Here is a 15,580-nt window from a genome sequence, read left to right on the forward strand (position 1 = left end):
CATGCCGAACTGACCGATAACACCACCTGGGATCTGGTCGCCGATATCGAGCGTCTGCGCGAACATCTCAGCATCCAGCGCTGGCAGGTATTCGGCGGTTCGTGGGGCTCGACCCTGGCGCTTGCCTATGCGCAAACCCACCCCGACAAAGTCACCGAACTGGTGCTGCGCGGCATCTTCATGCTGCGCCGCTGGGAGCTGGAGTGGTTCTATCAGAAGGGTTGCGACGCGCTGTATCCCGATGCCTGGGAAACCTATCTCAACGCCATACCGGAGGCCGAGCGTGGCGATTTGATGAGCGCCTACCACCGTCGCCTTACCAGCAGCGATGCCGCGACGCGTTTCGACGCCGCGCGAGCATGGTCGGTGTGGGAGGGCGCCACCAGCTATTTGCATCAGGACACCACGTCTATCGCCTCCCATGGCGAGGACGAGTTTGCCCTGGCTTTCGCGCGCATCGAATGTCATTACTTCGTGCATGGCGGCTTCTTCGAACACGACGATCAGCTGCTGCGCAATGTCGAACGTATCCGGCGGATTCCAACCGTGATCGTGCAAGGCCGCTACGACGTGGTTTGCCCTATGCGCAGTGCCTGGGATTTGCATCGGGCGTGGCCGCAGGCCGATTTGCGCGTGGTGCAGGATGCCGGTCATTCGGCCTTTGAGCCGGGCATTACGCATGAACTGATTGAGGCGACCGACCGCTTTCGCGCTTGAGTTGTTGATGCTTTAAACACGTGACAGGCTGGCGTTTGCTGGTTTGTCGCGTGGTTCCATCCTCATTACCAAGGACCATCGGCGTTGCCGTAGGGACGTTCATCCAGGGAGTTTCAATATGTTCGGTTTCCGTCACGTCAAAGCCGGTCCCAGCACGTATGTCATTCAGTACACCAATGGCAAGGCGGTTCGCGAGGGCACCGGGCTCACCTTCTGGTACTTCGCGCCGAATGCCACCTTGGTGTCGATCCCGCTGGAAAGTGTGGACGTGCCTTTCATCTTTCGAGAAGTCAGCAGCGACTTCCAGGAAGTCACCGTGCAGGGCCAGGTGACTTACCGCGTTACCGCGCCGACTACGCTTGCCAGCCTGATGAACTTCACGCTTAAGCCCAATGGCAGTTACTTGTCGGAGGACTCGACCAAGTTGCCGCAGCGCGTAGTCAATGCGGTGCAGGTGCAATTGCGCTCGATGCTGCAGGGGCAGTCCTTGCATGAGTTGCTGCGCGGCTCCGATCAATTGGTGCAGGCCGTACAGCAAGGTTTGCAGCAGCCTGAAGGTTTGCCGAGTCTGGGCCTGGGTTTGGTCAATCTGGCCATTCTTGCGGTCAAGCCCAACCCCGAAACCGCGCGTGCGTTAGAGGCTGAAGTGCGCGAACAGATTTTGAAGCGTGCTGACGATGCGACCTATGTGCGGCGTAACGCGGCAATTGAGCAAGAGCGCGCGGTTAAAGAAAACGAGCTTAAAACCGAAATTGCGGTAGAGACCAAGAAGCGCGAGATCCGCGAGACCCAGCTGGAAGCCGAGCGCGCTGTGCTGAGCAAGCGACAGGCGATCCAGGATCAGGAGATGGCGGGTCGCATTACCCTCGAACAGCAAAACAAAAACCTCACTGCCTTACGCAGCGATAACGCCAAGACCGAGGCCGACGCCAAGGCCTACGCGGTCGCTGCCACGATGAAGGCGGTGCAGGGTATCGAGCCCAAGGTGTTACAGGCATTGATGATCGGCCAGGCCGATCCCAGCGCGCTGATTGCCCAGGCCTTCCAGGGCTTGGCGGAGAACGCGGAGCGCATCGGCGAGCTGAATATTTCATCGGATTTGCTGCAGCAGCTGACCCAGAGCCGGGCCAAGCCGGCGCGAGGCTGAGGCCGGTGGAGCCGCTGAATCAGCGGATTGTGCTGGTGACCCGCAAAACGAGGCTCGAAGAATTAATCGTCCGTTTCAATACGGTCGGTCAAGCCAAGTTCTATGTTGAACATCTTGGTGCGGACTTCTCCGATTACGAAGCCGAGCACCGCACCTATGGCGAGGCGGTAAAAGCAACCGAGGAGATCTTGAACCGGCACGGCCGCGTGCAGCAGCTCGATCGCAGTTTTCTACCCAACTTCTTGTTCACGCCAGATACGCTGATCGTGGTGCTGGGTCAGGATGGTTTGGTCGCCAATACGCTCAAATACCTCAAGGGGCAGCCGGTGATAGGGGTTAATCCCGATCCGGCTCGCTGGGACGGCGTGCTGCTGCCGTTCAAGGTCAAAGATCTCGCCAAAATCGCTGCCGAGGCCATGTCCGGCAAGCGAGCGACGCGACGGATCACCATGGCAAAAGCCGTATTAAGCGATGGCCAGGAATTGCATGCATGTCTCTGCGCGCTATCAAATCCAATCGGGTGAGCGTACGGAAACGCAGTCCTCCAGTGGCTTGATTGTATCTACCGGGTTGGGTTCGACCGGTTGGTTTCGCAGCTTGTTATCCGGCGCGGCCGCTGTTGCCGGCGCTGAGCTGGAGGCGTCGGTCCAGGCCATGCGCGAGCATGGGTTTGCCTGGGACGCCGATCATTTGCAATTCACGGTGCGAGAACCCTTTCCCAGCCGCACTACCCAGGCTACGTTGGTCTTCGGGCAGGTAACGGCCACACAGCCGCTCAAGCTGGTATCGCAGATGGCCGGCTACGGAGTGATCTTCAGCGATGGCATCGAAGCCGATTTTCTTGAATTCAATGCTGGCATGGTGGCCACCATCGGGCTAAGCGATCGATACGGTTCACTGATGCACTGAAGCTGTGCATGCCCGCATCGACGATGGTGGATCACCGCTACCGCAGCATCGGTATGGCTGATTTATTCCGCGCTGGGCAATTGCTTGGTGCCGAAGATCTTGTCGCCGGCATCGCCAAGGCCGGGCAAAATGTAACCGTGCTCGTTGAGTCGTTGGTCGATCGACGCGGTGTAAATCTCGATGTCCGGATGCACGGCGACAATCCGTTCGATGCCTTCCGGCGCGGCCACCAGAAACAGCCCCTTGATGCGTTTGCAGCCAGCGGCTTTGAGCATGTCCACGGTAGCGATCAAGGTGCCGGCAGTGGCCAGCATCGGATCGACGATCAGCGCGATGCGCTCATCCATGCGGCCGCTGAGTTTCTCGTAGTAGGCGATCGGCTTGAGCGTGACTTCATCGCGCTGCACCCCCACCACGCTGACCTTGGCTGCGGGAATCATATCCAGCACGCCCGGCAGCATGCCCAGGCCAGCACGCAGAATCGGCACGATGGTGATCTTCTTGCCCTTGATCTGCTGTATATCCAGCGGGCCCGCCCAGCCCTCGATGCGTTGCTCGATAGTCTCCAGATCCTTGGTGGCTTCGTAGGTGAGCAGGGCGGCGACTTCAGAGGCGAGCTCGCGAAATTCTTTGGTGCTGATCTGGGCGCGACGCATCAATCCCAGCTTGTGCTGGATTAGCGGATGACGGACTTCGACGATTTTCATGGCGGGGCCGGTAATCGAGACAGGCCAGATTGTGACGCAGCCCTAGTGCGATGGGCGAGCAATGCTTGGTGAAAAGGTGAACGGGGTGCCGAGGACAAGCCAAGGCGCGGCACCCCGTCTAAGCCGCTGACGCCAGCTTATGGCGTGGCAGGGGAGGCTTTGAGGCAGTTGCTCATAAAGGTCTTGCGTGCGTCGCCTGCCAGTGCCTTGGTCTTGGCATCGGCGTTACAGCTTTTCATTCTTTCTTGTGGTGTCTGCTTGGCAGCGGTGGCATCGGCAGCAGCGGGTGCGGCCGGGCTCTCGCCCTTCATGCAGGCACTCATGACGGCTTTGTGATCGGCGCCTTTGTGGCCCGCGGCCTGCTTGTTGCATTCACCCATGCGCTGTTGCGATGAGCTCATGGTTTTCGTTGCAGCGGGTGCTGCGGTGCTGGCGGCTTGCGGTGAGGCAAAGGCCGTCGTGGCAGCAAATGCCAGCATGGCGCTGACGGCAATCAGGCTGAAACGCATAGACATGACAGATACCCTCCTGGATGGACCGGCGACTGCCGGTGGGGCTAAGTCTATGCTGGCTTGCGTGATTCGCGTTAGGGGTGGGGTCTATGCGCTGGGCGGGCAATTTACCAGCGATGCACATTGCGTTACGCCGGCAGAAAGCTTGGGCGTTCAAGCCAGAGCATCCGTGCCGTCACGCCGCTGTTTCGTCAGCTTGGCGTCATAAGGCCCCATCAACCGCTGCTTGATGGGGCCATTGAGCAGAACGGCTTAAGCCGCCTCAGCCTTGAGCTTGCGTGGTCCATGCAGCAGTGCTTTGCGCAGGTGCTCTATCACCAGGTCGACCTCGGCGCTGGTGACATTGAAATGCGGGGTGAAGCGCAGCGAATTGGTGCCGCCGTGGATCACGCCGATACCACGCTCACGCATGTATTCCTCGGTGGAGTTGGCGCCGTAACACTTGAATTCCGGCGACAGCTCACAAGAGAACAACAGGCCGGTGCCCTGCACTTTAGTGATGAGGCCGCCCAGCTCGTTCTTCAGCCCATTGAGTTTGTCGACAAACTCTTTACCGCGCTCACGGATATTGCTGCGCACCGCATCGCTGAGCTGATCGAGGGTGGCCAGCGCTACGTCGAGCGCGCGCGGGTTCGCTGTCATGGTGTTGCCGTAAATACCCTTGCGATAAAGCGCGGCGGTACGCTCGCTCACCGCCAGCACCGACAGCGGGTATTGCCCGGCATTGAGCGCCTTGGAGAAGGTCTCCATGTCTGGCGCGGGCAGTTTTTCGAAGCCCGGATAATCGATCAACGAAAGCACCCCATGTGCACGCAGGCCGGCCTGGATCGAGTCGATCAACAGCAAGGTGCCATGAGCTTCGGTGAGCGCGCGTGCGGCCTTGTAAAACTCCGGCGTCACCGCGCGGCCCGGGTCGCCTTCGCCCATCACCGGCTCAAGAAACATCGCCTCAATAAACCAGCCGTGTTTGTCGGCATCGGCAAAGACCGCTTCGAGCTGGCTAATGTCGTAGGGGGCCACGGTGATCAGCGTGTCTTCATGGCGATAGCTGGCCAAGTGCTGCTGATAGGTTTTGCGGGTGGAGTCCGAATACAACGCCGGTTTGTCAGTGCGGCCGTGGAAGGCGCCCTTGACGGCGAGACGCTTGATGCTGCGGCCCGCATAGCGGCCGCCAGCGTCGGTCATGATTTTCGCGTTGACGTCAGCAATACGGCAGGCCAGCGACACTGACTCCGAACCGGAGTTGAGGCACAGGTAACGCGCATACGGGTTGCGGCTGCGCAGGTCGCCTTCGCGGTTGCGGCCGAGTTCTTTATCCAGCGCGCGGGTAAAGCGCAGCTGCGAGACGCTGGGCGTCATCACGTTGGCCATCACCTGCGGCTGGCTCATCGCGTTTTGAATCGCTTCATCGTTGTGGCCGAAGCCGAGCATGCCGTAGCCGCCGTTATCGTGAATGACCGAACCCTTGAGGGTGACCACCCACGGTCCGCGTGCCGCGGCGGGCAAGTAATGATTTACCGCATCGTCGGGATAGAAATTAACGAAACCGGCTTGCGCCTGCGCCATCTGCTCGACTTCGTCCAGCTTGAGAAAATCGCTCAGATCCGCGCGCAACGAACGGTGCCGGGCCAGCGCCTCGCCGATGACCTGGGTTAACTGGGGATAGCTCTTGGCGAAGCGTTCGATGGATGCGTCATCCATGCCGGTGGTGCGCGGCGTACCGCCAAATTCACGCAGTTCGCGCAACTGTTCGATGACACCCATGATGGCTCTCCTAAAGTCTGCATGTCTGTCGCTCCGGTGGGGCCGGCGCGAACGTTATGTTTTAGCGATACATGCGGGAAACGCGCCCCGACGGCGTTTCTCGGGCCTGTTTGTTCAGGCGGGTCGTGCATCAGACCTGTGGGGGCTAAGGATGCATCGACGATGGCACTGAGGATAGCTCGCCTGCGTCGCCTCCGGTACCCCCGGGTGACGGATGTCACCCCCTCTGGCTGACGCTGGCGACTGCGTGCAAACCCTTGCCACGCCTAGTATGGCGGCCACGGAGGGAACACCATGTCAACCTATATTGCACCTGTCGCCCGGCTTGCCGGGGCGGTCAAACACTACGGCTCGCTCACCGCTCTCGATGGCCTGGATCTCATGCTGCATCGCGGCGAAATGCTGGCTTTGCTGGGACCTAACGGGGCCGGCAAAAGCACCGCGATCGGCTTGCTGCTCGGCTTGATTCGCGCCGATGCGGGTACGGTCGAGCTGTTTGGAGCGGACCCACAGCAACTGATGGCGCGCCGCCGCATCGGCGTGATGTTGCAGGCAGCCAGCCTGCCGCACACCTTGCATGTCGGTGAGTTATTGCGATTGACCGCAAGCTATTACCCAGCGCCGCGCACGCTGCATGAAAGCGCCGAGTTGGCTGGCATTGTGGATCTGCTCAAACGCCCTTACGGCAAGCTCTCCGGAGGGCAACAGCGGCGCGTACAGTTTGCGATGGCGTTGTGCGGCCGTCCCGAATTGCTGTTTCTGGACGAGCCGACCGTGGGCATGGATATCGAGGCACGGCAGAAACTATGGGCGACGATCCGCCAACTGGTAGCCGAGGGTTGCGCGGTGGTGCTCACCACCCATTACCTGGAAGAAGCCGAAGCGCTGGCCGATCGTGTCTGTGTGATGGCACGCGGCAAGATCATCAGCGAAGGCAGCGTGGATGAATTGCGTGCGCGGGTCTCCTTGAAACGTGTGCGCTGCATGACCCGACTCGACACACAGGCCGTCAGCAGCTGGCCGGAAGTGGTCGAGGCACGCCAGGAGGGCGAACGGTTATGGATGTCTACCGATGCCGCCGAAGCATTGGTGCGTCGTCTGCTGCACGCCGATGCGCAACTCAGCGAACTGGAAGTACAGCGCGCCGGCCTGGCCGAAGCTTTCACCGAACTCACCCGCGAGACCGAGCATTCGGTCAGCGACCAACGCGAGGCTGCCTGATGAATACCCTGGTTTCCACCCTCGATTCGAGCCGCCCCATGAACGGCATGTCGTCGCGCCGCGTCTGGGCTGCGTATGTTGAAGAAGCCCGCAGCGAATGTTTGCGCTATCTGCGCAACCCGGGGTTTCTATTGCCGACGTTGTTGTTTCCGTCGGTGTTCTATTTAATGTTTGGCATTTTTCTGGGGCACGCCAACGGGCCGGATGCACCCCGTTATCTGTTGGCTTCATATGGCACCTTCGGCGTGATGGCGCCCGGCTTGTTTGGCTTCGGCGTATCGCTGGCATTAGAACGCGATACCGGCCTGCTGACGCTTAAGCGCGCCTTGCCCATGCCGGCTGGAGCCTATCTACTGGGCAAGATGATCATGGCCATGATGGTGGCAGCCATCGTGGCGATGTTGTTACTCAGCATGGCGACCTTTCTCGCCCATGCCTCGCTGAGCTTCTCGCAGATGTTGTCGCTGTTTGGCACCGATCTGTTCGGCGTGCTGCCGTTCTGTGGCCTCGGCTTGCTGTTGGGCACCTTGATCAAGGGGCAGGGCGCACCGGGGCTGGTCAATATGATTTACCTGCCGATGGCGTTTCTATCCGGGCTGTGGTTTCCGCTCTCGATGATGCCGGCGCTGATTCAGCAACTGGCACCGGTATGGCCGAGCTATCACCTCAACCAACTCGCGCTCAGTGCGGTCGGCCTGGGGCAAACCGCGGTATGGCCACATGTGCTGGTGCTTTGCGCTTACACCGTGGCGTTTGTCTGGTGGGCTGCGCGCCGCTTGCGTCGGTACGGCTGAGGGGTAGCATGCGGACGATGAACACCCTATTGAAATTAATCTTTTCATGGTTCACCCCGGCAGCGGATTCCGAGATCGCCGCCAATCTGCGCCGGGGCAAGTCCCCGTGGGTCGATGCGGTGCATTTATTGTGGTCGGGATGGGTGTTCATCACGCCGGCGTTCGGCGAGCATTACAGCTGGCGTTGGGGACTGCTGACCCTGCTCTCTTATCCGCTGTTCTTGCTTTTATACGCCAAGACTTTTTTCGCATCGCGGCGCACCTCAAAGCGCTACGCGTTCGCCTTGGCCGCTTTGGGGTTGGCACTGCTGCCCTGGTATCCCAGTGGGGTCAGTTATTTCATCTTCGGCTGTGTATTGTTGCGTGACTGCCGGGTCAGCCTTCGTCGATACCTGTTTCAATTGGCGCTGCTCAATAGTTGTTTTCTCGCCGTGGCGGCGCTGGTGGGTTACCCATGGCAAATGCTGGTGATGATGCCGTTCTTGACCTTTGTTATCGGCACGATCGTCACCGTGGAGCGAGCGAACGAAGAGAAAGAGGCCGCCTTGCAGCTTTCGCACGACGAGGTGCGTCGGCTTGCCGCCACGGCCGAGCGTGAACGGATTGGCCGCGACCTGCATGATTTGCTCGGGCATACCTTGTCGTTGATAACGCTCAAGCTGGAACTATCGCGCAAGCTATTCGACCGCGATGCCGAAGCGGCCCGGCGCGAAGTGGAAGAGGCCGAAAAAGTGGCGCGGCATGCCTTGGCCGAAGTGCGTTCCGCGGTCACCGGCATTCGTGCCACCGATCTGGCCGCAGAGCTGGCCTCGGTGCGCCTGCTGCTGGAATCCTCCAGCGTGCATCTGGACTACCAACTGCCGTCGATGAGTCTGCCGGTAGAGATCGAGCGCGGCCTGTCGTTAATCATGCGCGAGGCCGCTACGAATATCGCGCGGCATGCGCAGGCCGGCCAGGCAAGCATGATCGTGAGCGTCGACGCAGGCCAGGTGCAGTTGCAAATTACCGACAACGGCCGCGGTGGTATCGATGAGGATGGCAACGGATTATCCGGCATGCGTGAGCGGGCCCGTGCCATGGGGGGGCGCCTGAGCATTGATTCGCCGCGCGGACACGGAACCCGGTTAATCGTCACGCTGCCGTCGCCGCAGCCGTTGGCGCGATCGATGTTTGCGGCACCGGTATCAGATGCCGCTGTCAGCGACACGCGGCCGTTGCCGCTGGTGACGCACGATCCGCACGCCGTATGAATCGACACTTTTCCATCCGCCCTGATTCGCTGCCCGGTCAGCTGCGTTCGCCGATGTATCTGCGCTGGCAAGTGGTGGTGTCGCAGCTGTGGCTGATGGCTTTGTTGCCATCATGGCGGCACTGGTTGACCGGTCTGGCTTTGATTGCCTTGCTGATCGTGCTGATGTCGCTTTATCTGCGGGTGCCGGTCTGGTTGATGCTGCTGGTGTTGATGGGCTCCATCCTGTCGGGTATCAGTCATTTTCTTTACCTGCGCAACCTGCGCAAAGACGCCGAGTTGCGGCTATCGCAGGAGGAAGTTCGCCGCCTGGCGGTGTTGGCCGAGCGCGAGCGGATTGGCCGCGATCTGCATGATTTGCCCGGGCATACCTGGTCGCTGGTGGCGCTGAAATCGGAGCTGGCGCGGCGACTCGCCTTGAGCGATCCACCGCGCGCGCAACAAGACATGGAGGAGGTCGAGCGGGTGGTCCGGCATGCCTTGGGCGAAGTGCGCGCCGCGGTGACCGGCATGCTGCGTGGCGATCTTGCTACGGAGCTGGTTCCCGCGCGGCTGATGCTGGAGGCCTGCCATATGACGTTCGAGGACGACATGCCTGCAACGCTGGTCTTGCCTGCGGCGGTCGAGGCTCCGCTTGCGCTGGTATTGCGCGAGGCCATGACCAAGATTCATCGTCACGCACGCGCTAGCGCGGCAAGCGTGCAGTTTTCCATTGAAGGAGCCAGATTCGGGATGTGCATTAGAGATAACGGTTGTGGCGGCGTGGAAGCCCACGGCAATGGCATCAGCGGCATGCGCGAGCGGATTCGTGCATTGCAGGGCACGCTGGATATCGATTCGCCCTCACGCCGAGGCAGCTTGCCGCGCATCAGTGTGCCGCTGTCAGAGTCTTCATCAAGCTTTGTAGTCGTCCCATCGGTAATGCTGTCTGCCAACCGGAGCGCCGCATGATTCGGGTATTGCTAGCTGAAGACCAGGCGATGGTGCGCGGTGCCTTGTCGGCCTTGCTGAATCTGGAATCGGATATCGAAGTGCTGGGCACCGCCGCCGATGGCGAGACCGCCTGGCGTGAATTACAGCGGCTTAAGCCCGACGTGCTGGTTACCGATATTGAAATGCCTGGTTTGACCGGGCTGGAACTGGCGCAGCGTATTCAACGCCAGGAACTGCCGATCAAGGTGATCATCGTCACTACGTTTGCCCGGCCGGGTTTTTTGCGGCGCGCACTGGATAGCGGCGTATCAGGCTATTTATTGAAGGACGCACCCGCCGAGAATCTGGCCGAGGCCTTGCGTACGGTGCAGCGCGGCGGTCGTTCGATTGATCCGCAACTGGCGCTGGAGGCATGGTCGGAGGCCGACCCGTTGAACGATCGTGAGCGCCAAGTATTACGGCTGGCAGGTGAGGGGATGTCGGCCAGCGATATCGCGACCCACTTCAATCTTTCGCATGGCACGGTGCGTAATTATCTTTCCGAGGCCATCGGCAAACTCGGCGTGGCCAATCGCATCGAGGCGTATCGATTAGCACGGCAAAAGGGCTGGCTATAACGACGCGTAATGCAGCGCCTCTTTGTCTATTCGTCTAATCAAAGGGGCATCATGAATCGCCATTTGTCACTGTCGTCCGTCTCGGCTCGGTTGAGCCGGGGCTTTGCCAGCGCGTGCTTGCTAACTTGTTTTACGGCGCAGGCATATGCGCAAACTGATGCCGCAAACGTCACCGTCGACTTCACCCAGCCCGGTATGCCGACCTCGCCATGGTCGCTGGGTGCAACGATCTCTACCTATGCCGATGGCGGTAGCAATCTCATCAAAGGTGCCAGCCAGCCGCTGTGGCAACAGTACCTGCAGGATCTGGGGCCGCTGGTCTGGCGAATTCCGTTGTACTACCACGCGGGGCAGGTGGGTTCGGCGGCGGCCTACATCCATGGTGGCAATGAGGGTGAAGCTTATATTCGCGGGATCAAGGCGATCGGTGGCATGCCGATGATCGCGGTGGGCGGCAGTACCAACGATAACGACATCCAGGCCTCGGACGCCTCCAATCTGGTGCACTTCTTCAATGATGCTGGCGGCCAACATGGTGGCCCCGTCGATGGCTACATCGTTGGCAACGAACCGGATAACGGCTTTGGTCTTGGCAACTATATCTACGGCGGCAACGGCAGTTCGGGCTTTCACGCCATTGTCGCGGGCCTGCGTCAGGCGACGACGCGACCGTTACTTATCGCCGGCCCGGCATTTACGGCTTGGGCCAGTTATAAGTACAGCGACTTCCAGACATTTTTCGCCGCCGCCAATACCGATGTCGACATCGTGGATTTCCACAAATACGGCGATGGTAAGCTCACCGACAATCTGCAGCTGACGTCGGAATATGAGGACGGCGTCAACTGGCTGCGGCAACAGGTTGCACTGAGCTTCGGCAGTCGCGCCAGTCAGGTCGGTGTGCAGGTGGGCGAGTTCAATTACAACTCGTTTTATGATTCGTCGTGGCGCAATGCGTTTTACACCTCCGTAAATCTTGTGCACACCGCCTCGGTCATCGGCCATGTGCTGCGTGCCGGCGGCAACGCCTATCAGTACTCCGATAACAATGGCCCGCTGGGTTTAATTACGGATGGCACCTCAAACCACGATCAGCCGCAGAGCCAGAACATTCGCCTTCCTGCGTATTGGGGCATGTCGGCCTGGAGTGGCGGTGCCTGGACGCGCCGCTTCGGCAGCGTGATGGTGGCGGCATCGACACAGCTGCCGGATGTCGAAGTGTTTGCTACGGATAACGCCAAGAAAATTATCCTGATCAATAAGTCGGTCGATACGGATCGTCATGCGACCCTGACCTTGATCGGCAAAGACAGTGGGACCTACTCCGCGTGGGAATATGTGCGCGGCATGGATCCGAGTGCGTTTTCCACGGGGCCTCAATTTCAGCCACCGGTAAACATCGTATCGAATATGCCATTTGCCCAAGGCAGCCTCGGCATCGACTTGCCATGGATGAGTGTGGTGGTTATCACCGTGGATTGAGGCGAGGTGCCGCCCAACGGGCCGTACCCGAACGGCCGCCCCATGCCAGCCATGTTGGGTATCCATGGCTGATGCGTTCGCGCTTGGCGGGAGTGGAATCCATCCGCTCGAACTGACAGCAATCCCTTGCTTGCATGGGAGCAAGGGGTAAAAGCTGGCGGTAGGCAGGTGGCGGCCTTCTTTATTTGCAGGCGGTCATCAATGCCTTGGGAGGTCGGCGCCCTGGGCACGGGATGGGGCCGATAGCTGTTATCGATCGGGGCAACCCTCCCGGCTACCTTCCACGCATATACAATCCGCCACTGCCAACAGGCGGGTTGGTTCAATGCGATGGGGAAAGGGATATGCCGCATCCGCGGGGGCTCATGATGCTGTTGGTGTTGCTGCTTGGGCTGGCTGCCTGCAGCCGGCCGAGCGTACCGCTGACCCACGATGCCTACGTCTGGCAGCGGCAATGGAGCCCCTCGCTGACCTTTGCGCTCCACCAAAGCGCTGACCTGGTACGGGACTGGCGCGTGCTGGCGGCGCAGACCGATGCGAATGGCCAGCTGCGTACGGTGACGATCGATCGCGCCGCACTGGCCGCGACCGGGCGTCCGGTCATCCTGGTGGTCCGTATCGACGGGCAACTGGTGCAATGGGATGAGGATGCCCTGATCGCCCAGATTCTTGCGCTTCGCCAGGGGGCGGGAGACATCGCCGGGATCGAGATCGACCACGACTGCGGCACGGCGCGGTTGCCTGCCTATGCCCATTTTCTCGGCCGGCTGAAGCAGTCGCTCGGTACGCTGCCGCTTTCCATTACGGCGCTGCCTGCATGGCTGTCCTCAGGCGATCTGGATGCGGTGCTCGCTGCAGCGGATGAGGCTGTGTTGCAAGTTCATGCCGTGCAATCGCCGCGGGCCGGCCTGTTCGATGTGGCCTTGGCACGGCAATGGATCGAGATGTTCGCCGAGCGCAGCAAAAAGTCATTCCGGGTGGCCTTGCCCAATTACGGCTCCAAGGTGAGCTGGGATACCGATGGCCGTTTGCTCGCGGTTGAAAGCGAGGCCCCGGCCTTGTCCGCCGGCGCCCAATCGCGTGAGTTGGCCGCCGCCCCGCGTGAAGTGGCGCGCTTGCTAAGTCTGCTTGATGACGACACGCCTCGACATTTGGCAGGCATTGTCTGGTTTCGCTTGCCGACGGCGGACGATGTACGCAGCTGGAGCCTGCCCACCTGGCGAGCGGTGATTCAGCGGCGGCCATTGGCCGCGCAAGTGACGGCCATGGCGCAGCCCGGCATGGTGGCTGGCGCGCTGGATGTGCTTTTGCGCAATGACGGCGAGGTCGATGTATCGCTACCCGCTACGCTGGCATTGCCGCCTGATTGCGCTATCGCCGATGGCATCAATGGTTACCAGCTCGATCGTCGCAGTGACGGCCTCTATCTCAAACGCAAGCAGGATGGCTGGCTGCGTTCGCATCGCCAGCGCCCAGTGGGCTGGATGCGTTGTACTTCGTCAAACGTGGATATTCATGTCGCGAATTAAGCAAGCAATCGTCCGAAAGGCGATGGTCGGCGTCGGCCTGTTAGTGCTTACCACGGCGGTGGTCATGGCCTGTGGCGGCTTTTTTCCCACTGCGATGCTTAGCGATCGTGCAGGCGCCTTGCGTGGCACGCCTGCAAACACGTTCGTCTATGAAGTGACGCATTTGTTGCCGGCGAACGCAGCATGGAAGCTGGCCGAGCCGCTCGTGGCGAACAGCGATGGCGACGCCGATCAGGCCGCACAGGGCGCGGCCAAAAGGCTTGGCATCAGCCAGCAGCAAGCCGAACAGGTTGCTGAGCTGCGCAAATCATCCGATTCGGGCATTCAGGGTTATCAGCGCGGCAAGGACTTGCCGGAGGATCTGCGCCTGTATACCGCTGCAGCGATCGACAACGAACTTGCGCAGCGCGACCTGACCGGCGATACCTGCGACATCGACAACGCATTACCGATACGCAAGACCGCGTTCCAGGCTTGTACCCAGCCACATGTCGAGGCGAGTTCTCGCGCCAACGCGTATTTTGCCGCGGTGCTTGCCTTGCCACCCGAACAGGCGCAGCTGCGTTCGGTATGGGCGGCCTACATGCTTGGCAGCTGGCATGGGTATCAGGCGATGCATGCCGAGCTGGATGAAGACCAGCGCAAGCAAGCGCGCGAAACCGCAAACAGGTTCTTTGAACTGGCCCGGGCGCGGGCCATCGCTGGAGCCTCTGATACGCAAGGCCTGGCCATAGCAAGTCTTGGCGAGCAAGCCAGGCTGTATCTGTATAACGGTGCGACGTATTGCAGTTGGGGCGATCTGTATAACGGCAACGATTGTGCTGATGGCATTGCTCCGGCCGATCTGAAACAAGCGATTGCCCTGTATGCGCAACAGGCGGCGAATAGTTCCGACAGCGGAGTGCAGTCGCTACGGGTAATCGCCAGTTGGGCGCTGAAAGATCGCGCGCGTGTCGATGCGCTGATCGATGATCCCTTGGCGCAGCGTCTGTTGGTGGTCTATGCGCTGGCCCGGGTGGGAGATATCAGGGAAGGCGATACCTATAGCAGCGACGAATACTCGGGGCTGGATGTGGCCGTCGGTAGCAAAGGTGTCAAGCTCAACCCGCTGCTGGCGACCTTGATCGAGGCTTTGCAGGCGCATGGTTGGGTGCATGGCGCGGGCGCGGATCGTCTGGCGGCCTTAGCCTATCGCACCGGGCGCTACGATCTGGCCGCGCAAATGGTGGACAAGCAGACCACGCCGCTGGCGAGCTGGGTGCGCGCCAAACTGGCCTTGCAAAAGGGCGATCTGGCGGCGGCCACGGCGGCCTACGCCGATGCGGTCAAGGCGTTTCCGGTTCAGGCGGCCGACCTGGATTCGGTCGACGCAACTAATGTCAGTCTGGCTCGCGGCGAGCGCGGTGTGCTGGCGGTGGCGCGAGGCGAGTACGTCGAAGCGCTGGGTTACCTGTGTGATGCCGAGTTAGGTCATTCCGCGGGAGGGGAGGATTACTATGGGGACCGCGACTACGACGGTGACGTGACTTATCTGGCGGAACGCGTCTTGACCGCCGATGAGTTGAAATCCTTTATCGATGGCCGCGCCTCCGCTAAAGGCTTGTCCGCCGAAGCCACGGCATTGAACGCCTCACTGCGAAACATGCTGGCACGGCGGTTGATGCGAGAGGGCCGCTATGACGAGGCCATGCCGTATTTTCCGGATATCACGGACCGTGCTTCGCCGGTCAAGCTCAGTCAGCCAAGCGATCAGGGGGCTCGCAAATCGGCGGCGGATTTTGCCGCGGCCATGAAGAGCGCCGAAGGGGCCTGGCGCAATACGGACAAGGCGCACTATCTGTTCGTTGCTGCGCAAATCGCTCACGACCAAGGCGACAGCATTCTGGGTTATGACGACTACCGCAACGAAGCGTTCAACAGGTATATGGACGACGCCAGCGGCGAGCAGCCTTATTGGGGAGGCGATGAGGCCAAGCGTTTGCAAGCCAGTGGCGGCATG

At 60.5% G+C, this 15,580-nt stretch carries 15 protein-coding genes; 12 read left to right on the top strand and 3 right to left on the bottom strand.

Annotated features, from left to right (window positions below; genetic code table 11):
- The 4 genes from pip to OUZ52_RS19205 all read left to right on the top strand — a co-directional run.
- The coding region (gene pip / locus OUZ52_RS19190) for a prolyl aminopeptidase (RefSeq protein ID WP_266160147.1) at positions 1-717 on the top strand (717 nt) is incomplete at its 5' end.
- A gap of 118 nt (positions 718-835) precedes the next feature.
- Positions 836-1,864 (top strand): SPFH domain-containing protein, encoded by a 1,029-nt coding sequence (locus tag OUZ52_RS19195; RefSeq protein ID WP_266160148.1) that lies wholly within the window; start codon positions 836-838, stop codon positions 1,862-1,864.
- A gap of 29 nt (positions 1,865-1,893) precedes the next feature.
- Positions 1,894-2,388, top strand: coding sequence for a hypothetical protein (locus tag OUZ52_RS19200; RefSeq protein ID WP_266160149.1), 495 nt, complete (start codon positions 1,894-1,896; stop codon positions 2,386-2,388).
- Entirely contained in the window at positions 2,351-2,773 is a 423-nt protein-coding gene (locus tag OUZ52_RS19205; protein ID WP_266160151.1) for a hypothetical protein, read from the top strand. Before OUZ52_RS19200 ends, OUZ52_RS19205 begins: the two co-directional genes overlap by 38 nt.
- A 62-nt stretch (positions 2,774-2,835) precedes the next feature.
- On the opposite strand, the gene upp is transcribed toward OUZ52_RS19205, so the two are convergent.
- From upp to OUZ52_RS19220, 3 genes are all read right to left on the bottom strand, one after another.
- Positions 2,836-3,480, bottom strand: a complete 645-nt coding sequence (gene upp, locus OUZ52_RS19210; RefSeq protein ID WP_266160152.1) for a uracil phosphoribosyltransferase — start codon at positions 3,478-3,480, stop codon at positions 2,836-2,838.
- Between the two features lie 137 nt (positions 3,481-3,617).
- Positions 3,618-3,995 carry a PsiF family protein gene (locus OUZ52_RS19215; RefSeq protein ID WP_266160153.1) on the bottom strand — a complete coding sequence of 126 codons (378 nt, stop codon included), beginning with the start codon at positions 3,993-3,995 and terminating at the stop codon, positions 3,618-3,620.
- A 249-nt stretch (positions 3,996-4,244) separates the two neighbouring features.
- A complete protein-coding gene (locus OUZ52_RS19220; RefSeq protein ID WP_266160154.1) occupies positions 4,245-5,756 on the bottom strand; it encodes an aminotransferase class III-fold pyridoxal phosphate-dependent enzyme in 1,512 nt (503 codons plus the stop codon).
- Positions 5,757-6,050: 294 nt separating this feature from the next.
- Between OUZ52_RS19220 and OUZ52_RS19225 the strand changes: the two genes are divergently transcribed.
- From OUZ52_RS19225 to OUZ52_RS19260, 8 genes are all read left to right on the top strand, one after another.
- Positions 6,051-6,977 (top strand): ABC transporter ATP-binding protein, encoded by a 927-nt coding sequence (locus OUZ52_RS19225; RefSeq protein WP_266160155.1) that lies wholly within the window; start codon positions 6,051-6,053, stop codon positions 6,975-6,977.
- A complete protein-coding gene (locus tag OUZ52_RS19230) occupies positions 6,977-7,771 on the top strand; it encodes an ABC transporter permease (RefSeq protein WP_266160156.1) in 795 nt (264 codons plus the stop codon). The genes OUZ52_RS19225 and OUZ52_RS19230 overlap by 1 nt, the downstream gene beginning before the upstream one ends.
- 17 nt (positions 7,772-7,788) lie before the next feature.
- Positions 7,789-9,021, top strand: coding sequence for a sensor histidine kinase (locus OUZ52_RS19235; RefSeq protein WP_266160157.1), 1,233 nt, complete (start codon positions 7,789-7,791; stop codon positions 9,019-9,021).
- Positions 9,018-9,971 (top strand): sensor histidine kinase, encoded by a 954-nt coding sequence (locus OUZ52_RS19240; RefSeq protein WP_266160158.1) that lies wholly within the window; start codon positions 9,018-9,020, stop codon positions 9,969-9,971. The genes OUZ52_RS19235 and OUZ52_RS19240 overlap by 4 nt, the downstream gene beginning before the upstream one ends.
- Positions 9,968-10,570 (top strand): response regulator transcription factor, encoded by a 603-nt coding sequence (locus OUZ52_RS19245; RefSeq protein ID WP_266160159.1) that lies wholly within the window; start codon positions 9,968-9,970, stop codon positions 10,568-10,570. Before OUZ52_RS19240 ends, OUZ52_RS19245 begins: the two co-directional genes overlap by 4 nt.
- A 51-nt stretch (positions 10,571-10,621) precedes the next feature.
- Complete coding sequence (locus OUZ52_RS19250; RefSeq protein WP_266160160.1) at positions 10,622-12,052, top strand: hypothetical protein; 1,431 nt, start codon at positions 10,622-10,624, stop codon at positions 12,050-12,052.
- Positions 12,053-12,417: 365 nt separating this feature from the next.
- Positions 12,418-13,581, top strand: a complete 1,164-nt coding sequence (locus OUZ52_RS19255) for a DUF3142 domain-containing protein (protein ID WP_266160161.1) — start codon at positions 12,418-12,420, stop codon at positions 13,579-13,581.
- Positions 13,568-15,580: hypothetical protein (locus OUZ52_RS19260; protein WP_266160162.1), on the top strand; the 2,013-nt coding region annotated here is incomplete at its 3' end. The genes OUZ52_RS19255 and OUZ52_RS19260, both read left to right, overlap by 14 nt.

This window comes from Dyella silvatica (assembly GCF_026283955.1).
Classification (GTDB): Bacteria; Pseudomonadota; Gammaproteobacteria; order Xanthomonadales; family Rhodanobacteraceae; genus Dyella_C; species Dyella_C silvatica.